Annotated in this window: 7 protein-coding genes; 5 read left to right on the top strand and 2 right to left on the bottom strand. The window is 71.7% G+C overall.

Going from position 1 to position 9,283, the window contains the following annotated elements; genetic code table 11:
• Positions 1-219: 219 nt before the first annotated feature.
• Positions 220-3,900 (top strand): trifunctional transcriptional regulator/proline dehydrogenase/L-glutamate gamma-semialdehyde dehydrogenase, encoded by a 3,681-nt coding sequence (putA, locus tag COGEMETH_RS00640; RefSeq protein ID WP_238180691.1) that lies wholly within the window; start codon positions 220-222, stop codon positions 3,898-3,900.
• Between the two features lie 118 nt (positions 3,901-4,018).
• On the opposite strand, the gene COGEMETH_RS00635 is transcribed toward putA, so the two are convergent.
• Positions 4,019-4,852, bottom strand: a complete 834-nt coding sequence (locus COGEMETH_RS00635) for an FTR1 family iron permease (RefSeq protein ID WP_238180690.1) — start codon at positions 4,850-4,852, stop codon at positions 4,019-4,021.
• 333 nt (positions 4,853-5,185) lie between these two features.
• On the opposite strand from COGEMETH_RS00635, the gene COGEMETH_RS00630 reads away from it, so the two are divergent.
• The 4 genes from COGEMETH_RS00630 to COGEMETH_RS00615 all read left to right on the top strand — a co-directional run bounded on the left by COGEMETH_RS00630 (position 5,186) and on the right by COGEMETH_RS00615 (position 7,972).
• On the top strand, positions 5,186-5,428 hold the full coding sequence (locus tag COGEMETH_RS00630) for a hypothetical protein (protein ID WP_238180689.1): 243 nt from the start codon (positions 5,186-5,188) through the stop codon (positions 5,426-5,428).
• A 180-nt stretch (positions 5,429-5,608) separates the two neighbouring features.
• Positions 5,609-6,073: a hypothetical protein gene (locus COGEMETH_RS00625; protein ID WP_238180688.1), complete on the top strand. Its 465-nt coding sequence runs from the start codon at positions 5,609-5,611 to the stop codon at positions 6,071-6,073.
• Positions 6,074-6,200: 127 nt separating this feature from the next.
• Positions 6,201-7,100 carry a GGDEF domain-containing protein gene (locus COGEMETH_RS00620; RefSeq protein ID WP_238180687.1) on the top strand — a complete coding sequence of 300 codons (900 nt, stop codon included), beginning with the start codon at positions 6,201-6,203 and terminating at the stop codon, positions 7,098-7,100.
• 218 nt (positions 7,101-7,318) lie between these two features.
• On the top strand, positions 7,319-7,972 hold the full coding sequence (locus COGEMETH_RS00615; RefSeq protein ID WP_238180686.1) for a response regulator transcription factor: 654 nt from the start codon (positions 7,319-7,321) through the stop codon (positions 7,970-7,972).
• Positions 7,973-7,991: 19 nt separating this feature from the next.
• Here COGEMETH_RS00615 and COGEMETH_RS00610 read toward each other — a convergent pair.
• A partial coding sequence (locus tag COGEMETH_RS00610) for a cytochrome ubiquinol oxidase subunit I (RefSeq protein ID WP_238180685.1) occupies positions 7,992-9,283 on the bottom strand: 1,292 nt, incomplete at its 5' end.

Raw genomic sequence — 9,283 nt, 5'->3', positions numbered from 1 at the left:
CGAAGCGCTGGCGCTTCTCTCCCCTATGCGGGAGAGGGAGAAGCGCGGGCCGGGATTTCCCCCGGATTGCGGCCGATCGAAACCTGTGTGGGTAGCCGACCAAGATCGGCCGCTCCCCTGCGACCGCGTCGGGACTCGTGTTCCGGCACGCGTTCGGTGAGGATCGGCGCGGGAGACCGTCCGGTCTCCGACGCGCGTGGCAGCACGAGCGAGTCGCCGATGACGGCACCACCGGCCGGGGGTCTGCCGGCACCAAAACTCTTCGCGGACTTTGCGGAGGCCCGAGGCGATCGCGGGCCGCTGCGGGCCGCGATCGACGCGGCCTGCCGGCGGCCGGAGGCCGAGTGCGTCGCGCCCCTCATCGAGGCGGCGAGCCTGCCGCCCGAGGCCGCCGCGCGGGTGGCGGCGACCGCGCGCAGCCTCGTCGAAGGCCTGCGGTCCAAGGCGCGCGCCGGCGGCGTCGAGGGCCTGATCCACGAATACGCCCTGTCGAGCCAGGAGGGCGTGGCGCTGATGTGCCTCGCCGAGGCCCTGCTGCGCATCCCGGACGCGGGCACGCGCGACGCGCTCATCCGCGACAAGATCGCCCCCGGCGACTGGCGCGCCCATCTCGGGCACAGCCCCTCGCCCTTCGTCAACGCGGCCACCTGGGGCCTCCTCGTCACCGGCCGGCTGACGGCGACGACGAGCGAATCCGGCCTGTCGGCGGCGCTGACCCGTCTGATCGGGCGCGGCGGCGAGCCCCTGATCCGCAAGGGCACGGATCTGGCCATGCGGATGATGGGCGACCAGTTCGTCGCCGGCCGCAGCATCGACGAGGCGCTGGCCCGGAGCCGGCCGATGGAGGCACGGGGCTTCCGCTACTCCTTCGACATGCTGGGCGAGGCCGCGATGACGGCCGCGGACGCGGACCGCTACAATGCGGATTACGAGGGCGCGATCGCAGCCATCGGCGCGGCCTCGGCCGGGCGCGGCGTGCTGGACGGTCCGGGCATCTCGATCAAGCTCTCGGCCCTGCACCCGCGCTATGCCAGGGCCAAGCGCGCCCGCGTCGTGGGGGAACTCCTGCCGCGGCTCAAGGCCCTCGCCCTCCAGGCCCGGGGCCACGACATCGGCCTCAACGTCGACGCCGAGGAGGCCGACAGGCTCGACCTCTCCCTCGACCTGCTGGAGGCGCTCGCCCTCGACCCGGAGCTTTCCGGCTGGGACGGCCTCGGCTTCGTGGTCCAGGCCTACGGCAGACGCTGCCCCTTCGTGATCGACTGGATCGTCGACCTCGCCCGCCGGGCGGGGCGCCGGATCATGGTCCGCCTCGTCAAGGGCGCCTACTGGGACAGCGAGATCAAGCGTGCGCAGGTGGAGGGCTTTTCCGACTTCCCCGTCTTCACCCGCAAGGCGCATACCGACCTGTCCTACATCGCCTGCGCCCGCAAACTGCTCGCGGCCCGCGACGCGGTGTTCCCGCAGTTCGCCACCCACAACGCCCAGACCCTGGCCACCGTGCTGGAACTCGCCGGACCGGATTTCCGGCCCGGAGACTACGAGTTCCAGTGCCTGCACGGCATGGGCGAGCCCCTCTACGAGGCGGTGGTCGGCGAGGCGGGCCACGACCGGCCCTGCCGCATCTACGCGCCGGTCGGCACGCACGAGACGCTGCTTGCCTACCTGGTGCGGCGCCTGTTGGAGAACGGCGCCAACTCCTCCTTCGTCAACCGCGTCGCCGACGCGGCCGTGCCGGTCGAGGCCCTGGTCGCCGACCCGGTGGCGACCGCGCGGGCCGTGAGCCCGGTGGGCGCGCCGCACGCGGCGATCGCGCATCCGCGCGCGCTCCAGCCCGGCCGACTGAGCGCGGCCGGCCTTGATCTGTCCGACGAGGGCACGCTGGCAGGCCTCGCACAGGCGCTGGCCGAGAGCGCCCGCATCCCCTGGACCGCCGAGGCTACCGAGGCGGACGAGGCGGAACCGTTCCGGGCCGTCCGCAACCCGGCCGACAACCGCGACGTGGTGGGCCATGTCCGCCACGCCACGCCCGGCGCGATCGGCGCGATGCTGGCGCGTGCCACGGCGGCCGGACCGGGATGGGCCGCGGTTCCCGCGACTGAGCGCACCGCCTGCCTCCTGCGCGCGGCCGACGCCCTGGAGGCGCGGATGCCGATCCTGATCGGGCTGATCGTGCGCGAGGCCGGGAAATCCTGCGCCAACGCGGTGGCCGAGGTGCGCGAGGCGGTTGATTTCCTGCGCTACTACGCCGCCGAGGCCGTCCGTACGCTGAGCGAGGGCCGGCACGCCCCCCTGGGACCGGTCGCCTGCATCGCCCCCTGGAACTTCCCGCTGGCGATCTTCGCGGGGCAGGTCGCGGCCGCCCTCGCGGCCGGCAACCCGGTCCTGGCCAAGCCCGCCGAGGAGACGCCGCTCGTCGCGGCCGAGGCGGTGCGCCTGCTCCACGCGGCCGGCGTGCCTGGGGACGTGCTGCACCTCGTGCCGGGCGATGGCGAGGCGGGGGCCGCCCTCGTCGCGGATGCCCGCATCCACGCGGTGATGTTCACGGGCTCCACCGCCGTGGCACGCCTGATCCAGCGCCGGCTGGCCGAGCGGCTGCTGCCGGACGGGCGGCCGGTGCCGCTCGTGGCCGAGACCGGCGGCCAGAACGTGCTGGTGGCCGATTCCTCGGCGCTGGCCGAGCAGGTGGTCGCGGACATCATTACCTCCGCCTTCGATTCCGCCGGCCAGCGCTGCTCGGCCCTGCGCATCCTCTGCCTCCAGGAGGAGGTGGCCGACCGCACCCTGACGATGTTGCGCGGCGCGATGCGGGAACTGGAGGTCGGCGACCCGGCGCGCCTGTCGGTGGATGTCGGCCCGGTGATCTCGGCCGAGGCGCGGGCCGGCATCCGGGACCACGTCGCGGCCATGCGCGCGCGCGGGCACGCGGTCCATGAAGGCGCCCTGCCCCCGGAGGCCCGGCACGGCACCTTCGTGGCCCCGACCCTGATCGAGATCCGCGCCATCGCCGATGTGGAGCGCGAGGTGTTCGGACCGGTTCTCCACGTCCTGCGCTACGCCCGCGCGGACCTCGACCGGCTCGTGCAGGCGATCGACGCCACCGGCTACGGGCTGACCTTCGGCCTGCACACCCGCATCGACGAGACGGTGGCGCGGGTGGCGGACCGGGTCGCGGCCGGCAACGTCTACGTCAACCGCACCATCATCGGCGCGATGGTGGGCACGCAGCCCTTCGGCGGCTCCGGCCTTTCCGGCACGGGGCCGAAGGCCGGCGGCCCCCTCTATCTCGGGCGCCTCATGGCGAGCCCGCCGGCGCTCCCCGAGATGGAGGGCCGCGCGCCGGTGCCCGCCCCGGCCCGCGCCTATGCCGACTGGCTGCGCGCCGAAGGGCATTTCGCGGAAGCCCGGCAGGTCGAAGCCGATCTCGCGCGCGCGATGCTGGGCACCAGAGTCGAACTGCCCGGCCCCGTGGGCGAGCGGAACCTCTACGTCCTGCATCCGCGCGGAACGGTGGCGGCTTTGGCCGGAACCGGGGACGGCCTCATCGCGCAGGTCGGCGCCATCCTGGCCACCGGGAACACGGCCGTGATCGAGCGGCAAAACCCGGCCCGCGCCGTGCTGGCGCGGCTCCCGGCCGAGGTCGCGGCCAACATCGTCGTGGTGGAGACGTGGAGCGCGCAGACCGGGCTCAGGGCGTTGCTGTTCGCGGGCGCAGAGGCCGACCTGCGCGCCCTGAACCGGGTGGCCGCCCAGAGGGAGGGCGCCATCCTCCCCGTCCTCACCCCGGCGATGCCGGGGCGGGGCAGCGGCTACGACCTCGCGCGCCTCCTGGAAGAGCGCACCATCTCCACCAACACCGCCGCGGCCGGCGGCAATGCGAGCCTGATGGCGATCGGCTGACGGCGCAGGCGCCGCATACGAAATCCGTTCGATCGCTTCGCGATGCGGATTTCGGCTTCGCTCAAACGCCGCGCGGGCTTGGCGATACCGTGTCCGCTTCGATCAAGCGGACACGGTCTCAGGCGGCCCGCGCCGGCTTGCCCGCGTTCGCCCCGGCGGCGGCAGGCTTGGAGCCGCCGCGGCGCATGACGTAGAGCCCCAGCCCCACCAGCGCGATCAGGACCAGCACGCCCTGGGCGCCCAGGGCCTCCCACGAGCCGTTGAGGCCGATGGTGGTGACGAAGTCCGGCACGGTCTCGTTGTGCACCGGGATGATGGTCTGCTCCTGCAGTTCCTGGAACGCCTCGCCGACGAGCTTGAGGCCCATCACGAACAGGAAGGCCGAGGTGATCAGGAACATCGGCCGCAGGGGGAGGCGCAGGGCCAGCCACTGCATCGCCACGAACATCGCGGCCAGCGCCAGGGTCGCGACGGCGAGTCCGCTCAGCAGGGAGCCGTCGAAGCCGTTGGCGCTCTTGGCCAGCGCATGCAGGAACAGCACCGTCTCCGCACCCTCGCGGAACACGGCGAGGAAGGCGATGCCGGCCAGCGACAGGACGGTGCCGGCGCCGAGGGCCTTCTCGGCGAGGCGGTTGAGGTCGGCCTGCCACGCCCGCGGGTCCTGGCGCACGAACAGCCAGCCGCTCATGTAGAACATCAACGCGGCGGCCGCGAGCATCACCCCGGCCTCGATCAGGTCGCTGTGGTTGCCGTCGAAGTAGGTCTCGAACACCCAGGCCATCGCGAGGCTCGCGAGCGCCGCGGCGGCGGCGCCGGCGTAGAGCGGCGTGATCCGCTCCTCGGCACCCGCCCGGCGCAGGAACGCCGCCAGGGCCGAGATGACCAGAAGCGCCTCCAGACCTTCGCGAAACAGGATCGTGAAGGCCTGAACGAACGTCGAGCCGTCCGCCATGATCGTTCTCCAGATTAGAAACGTTAAAAATCAAGAACGCCGCGACCCTTATCGAGACGTTCGAAGATTGGAATCGTTATAAGAACCGGCGGATGCCCGCCGAGACCTGCCGGACGGACACCGATCTGCTTGCCGGGCCCTCAGTATAGGCGGGGGTAGCGCGCCGCAAGATCGGCTCCGCGCGGCGCGGTGCCGCCCTGCACGCGGAGCCGATCTTTCCTGCAACCGAACGGCCACGTTGTGCATTGGTCTGACACGATACAGGGCGCCGGGCGCCCGATCCGGCACATTCGAGCGGGCGTGCCGCCCCCAGGGCACGCGGGTAGGACCGACATGCAGACCAGATCCGTCGCGGCGAGCCTTGCCGCCGCTTGCCTGCTCGCCCTCACCACCGGCGTGCTCGCCGCCCCAGCTCCGGATCGCAGCCCGGTCAAGGCCGCCGACACCGCCTCTGCGGTCCGCACGGTGGCGGCGACGGAGGGCGAGGACGATTCCGGGAGCTGCAGCCGTTCGCGTAAGCGTCTCTGGGTCGAGGGCGAGGGCTGGGTGGTGCGCCGCATCACGACCTGCCGCTGAGCGACGACCCGTACGATCCCAGGCTGCAACAGGCCCCGAGCCGGCCTCGGGGCTTTTTCATGTGAACGACGGCCCGGGCCGCGCCGCTTAAGCAGTCTGCGCGGCTGGCCGTGCGGCCTGTGGCGGAACGACATCGACTAGGCCTCGGTTTTCGCAGGCAGTCCGAGTCGGAGTTCCGCGATGCCATCCCGCAAAACCAGCATCCTCGCCGGCCTGGCGCTTGCCGCGACCGTCTCCGCTGCCGCATCCGTCGCGGGTGCCGAGGAGTACCGCCGCGTCGGCGGCTACGGCTCGGCCCAGGGCTACGGGTTGCGCGGCGCGGCCTACGCCTTCGGGGACGAGGCGGTCCGCGGTGCCTATGTCGGCGCGCCGCTGACCCGGTTCCCGACTCCGAGCCAGATCGTGCCGGCGCCCTGGACCTACGGCACCTACGGCATCCCGACGGTCGCGGGCATCGAGAGGGCCCCTGTCGGGCAGCCGAGCCTCACGATCGTCCACGGCAGCCAGCCCGCCCCCGTCCGGCGGCAGGCCTCCGGCCCCCGCATCCTCTCTCGCGACGGCGACGGCCGCTGGGCGCGCAACGACGAGGCCGGCTACGGACAGTCGGGCGTGCGCGTCGTCGAGATCCAGGTCCCACGCCGCTGAAGTCCGGTGCACCGGCTCGCGCCGCGTCGTTCACGGCCCTGTCCGGGGATGTGCGCTGCGTTCGTGTCGCATTAAGGCTTGTCCGTCACGCTGTGGCCGGACGTTGCATCCAGATGAGCCGTTTCCCTTGCAGATCGTGATCGTCGACCCGAGCCGGGTGGTCCTGCGGATCATCACGGACCTGCTCGAACCGCGTGGCCACACCATCCACGCCTTCACCGACTCGGACGCAGCCCTCGGGTTCTTGTCCCGGACCGACACGGTGCGCGTCCTGATCACGAGCCTCGAAGTCCGCCCCCGCTGCGGGCTGGAACTCTGCTGGTCGGCGCGCCTGCTGGGCGACGCGCGGCGTCCGCTCCACGTCATCATGATGTCGTCGGTGCGCGACGTGCGCACGCTCGCCGAGGCCCTCGACAGCGGAGCGGACGACTTCATCGAGAAGCCGCCCGGCGCCGAGGAACTCTATGCGCGCCTGCGGGCCGCCGAGCGCCTGGCGAACATGCAGGACGAACTGATCCGCCTCGCCGAAACCGACCCGCTGACCGGCCTGTTCAATCGCCGGGCGTTCTTCGGACGGGTCCGCAACGCCGTCGCGCGACCGGATTCGGTGGGGCAGCTCTCGGCGATCCTGGTGGACATCGACCATTTCAAGCGGATCAACGACGAGCACGGCCACGATGCGGGCGACGCGGCCATCGAGGCGATCTCGGACCTGATCCGGCCGCGGGGCATCGTCGGGCGCCTGGGCGGCGAGGAGTTCGCCGTGGTCCTGCCCGACGGCGACCTGGAGGCCGCCCGCGTGCTCGCAGGCCGCCTGCGCCTCCACGCCAAGGCCCTGCGCATGGAGACGGCCAAGGGAGGACAGGTGCGCTTCACCTGCAGCTTCGGCGTGAGCACCTGGGGCGCCGACGACACCGTCGAGGCCCTCCTGAAGCGGGCGGACGTGGCCCTCTACCAGGCCAAGACCCAGGGCCGGGACCGGGTGGTGGTGTCGACGGACGCCCCGGCCCTGGCACAGGCAAGCTGAAGGGCCCGAGCACGGCCGGTCTCGGCACGGCACGGGCCATTAAGCTTAAGACCAGCGTGCCCGATCGGGACAGTGCCCCCGTCCGATACGGGCCTTCGTCTCGTTTCAACACCGAAAGACACGGGATTCGACCCGCCAGGGCCTGGAACAGGTCTTGAACACCTCCACCAAACCCGGGGCGATCTGTGCCACGCCGGGATGTAGAGAGGTGCGGGGTCATGCGTACGGCAGTCGGCGTCCTGATCATGGATGAGCCCAGCGGATTGAACGCGACCTTCCGCGCGACCCTCGAACACTTGCCGGCCCTCCACACGATCGGCGAGGCCGACCTGGAGCAAGCCGGCTCCGAGAACAGCGTCGCCCTGGTCGTGGTGGACGAGGCCCGGCTCTCCGATGCCGTGGCACGGGTCGTCGGCCTGAAGGAGCGGCTGCCCGGCCTGCGCACCCTGGTGGCGTTCCAGGCGCTGACCGGCGCCGACCTCCGGGCACTGCTGACGGCCGGCGCCGACGCGTTCGTCGCCCGCACCGCGACGCCCCGCGAGGTCTGCGCCGCCCTTCTGGCCCTGGCCGAAGGTTCGGACCACCTGACCGTCCCCGACGAGCCGGAGATCGCCCCGCCCGAGACCGGAGACGCCCTCGGCCTCACCCCGCGGGAGGCCGAGGTGCTGCGCTTCCTCAGCGCCGGCTTCAGCAACAAGGAGGTCGCCCGCCGCCTGACCCTGAGCGTCCGCACCGTGGAGACACACCGGCTCAACCTACGCCGCAAGACCCAGACGGGACGCCTCAAGGACCTCGTGACGCTCGCCCGCCAGCTCGGCCTCGCGCCGGTGGTGGAGGAGAGCCGCCGCGACGGCGGCCCTTCGCGGCACTGACCCCCGCCGGACGCGACCGTCAGGCGCGGGTCGGCTCCAGCTCCTCGGCGACGGCGGAGAGGGGGCGTTTGGGCTTGCGGTGGAGGTCTCCGCCGCGCACCGCCTCCTCCAAGGGCTCGGGGCCTTTGCGCAAGAGCTTGGCCAAGTAGTAGCTGCCGAACCCGAAGATGATCGTGTAGGCGATCAGGAACGCCACCAGGGACGCCGTCACCGCATTCGTGGTGAGGGGCGAGACGGCGTCCGCCGTGCGGAGGTGCCCGTAGACGATGTAGGGCTGGCGGCCGATCTCGGCGGTGAACCAGCCGAACAGAACCGCGCCGAAGCCCGAGGGCGTCATCAGCATGGCGCAGGTGAGGAACCAGCGGTTGGTGAACAGCGTGCCGCGGCGCCGGAGCAGCAGGCTCCACAGGCTGAGGCCCAGCATCGCCATGCCCAGCGCCACCATGATGCGGAAGGAATAGAACACCGGCCAGACCGGGGGCCTCTGGTCGCGCGGCACGTCCTTCAGCCCCGGCACCACGCCGGAGAAGTCGTGGGTGAGGATGAAGCTGCCGAGGCGCGGGATGCCGATCTCGAAGTCGTTGCGCTCCGCCTCCATGTTCGGGATCGCGAACAGGAGCAGGGGCATGTCGGCCTGCCGGTCCCAGTTCGCCTCGATCGCGGCGAGCTTGGTCGGCTGGTGCTTGAGCACGGCGAGCCCGTGCGAATCGCCCACGAAGATCTGGATCGGCGTGCAGATCACCGCGAACCACATCGCCATGGACAGCGAGAGCCGGGCGCCGCGCACCTTCTCCGCCGGCTCCTTGCGGGCGCGCAGGATCATCCAGGCCGACATGCCGGCCACCGCGAAGGCCGTGGTGAGGAAGCAGCCGAGCACCATGTGCGCGTAGCGGATCGGGAAGGACGGGTTGAAGATCACGGCCAGCCAGTCGGTGGCCACCGCCCGGCCGTTCTCGATCGTGAAGCCTGCCGGCGTCTGCATCCAGGAATTGGCCGACAAGATCCAGAAGGCCGAGATCAGCGTGCCGAGCGCCACCATGCAGGTCGAGACGAAGTGCAGCCGGTCGCCCACCCGGTCCCAGCCGAACAGCATGATGCCGAGGAAGCCCGCCTCCAGGAAGAAGGCGGTGATGACCTCGTACTGGATCAGGGGCCCGAGCACGTTGCCGGTGAAGTCGGCGTAGCGCGACCAGTTGGTGCCGAGCTGGTAGCTCATCACGATGCCCGACACGACGCCGAGGCCGAAGGAGACCGCGAAGACCTTGACCCAGAACCGGTAGAGGTTCCGGTACATCGGGTCGCCGGTCCAGA

Source organism: Methylobacterium trifolii (assembly GCF_022179685.1).
GTDB classification, from domain to species: domain Bacteria; phylum Pseudomonadota; class Alphaproteobacteria; order Rhizobiales; family Beijerinckiaceae; genus Methylobacterium; species Methylobacterium trifolii.
Note: the sequence above shows the minus strand (reverse complement) of the source record. Positions and strands in the feature narration are given on the sequence as shown.

Excerpts from the sequence above, each read along its gene's own strand:
- putA (WP_238180691.1), top strand. The coding sequence starts at position 220 with ATGACGGCACCACCGGCCGGGGGTCTGCCGGCACCAAAACTCTTCGCG.
- COGEMETH_RS00630 (WP_238180689.1), top strand. The coding sequence starts at position 5,186 with ATGCAGACCAGATCCGTCGCGGCGAGCCTTGCCGCCGCTTGCCTGCTC.
- COGEMETH_RS00635 (WP_238180690.1), bottom strand. The coding sequence starts at position 4,852 with ATGGCGGACGGCTCGACGTTCGTTCAGGCCTTCACGATCCTGTTTCGC.
- COGEMETH_RS00615 (WP_238180686.1), top strand. The coding sequence starts at position 7,319 with ATGCGTACGGCAGTCGGCGTCCTGATCATGGATGAGCCCAGCGGATTG.
- COGEMETH_RS00625 (WP_238180688.1), top strand. The coding sequence starts at position 5,609 with ATGCCATCCCGCAAAACCAGCATCCTCGCCGGCCTGGCGCTTGCCGCG.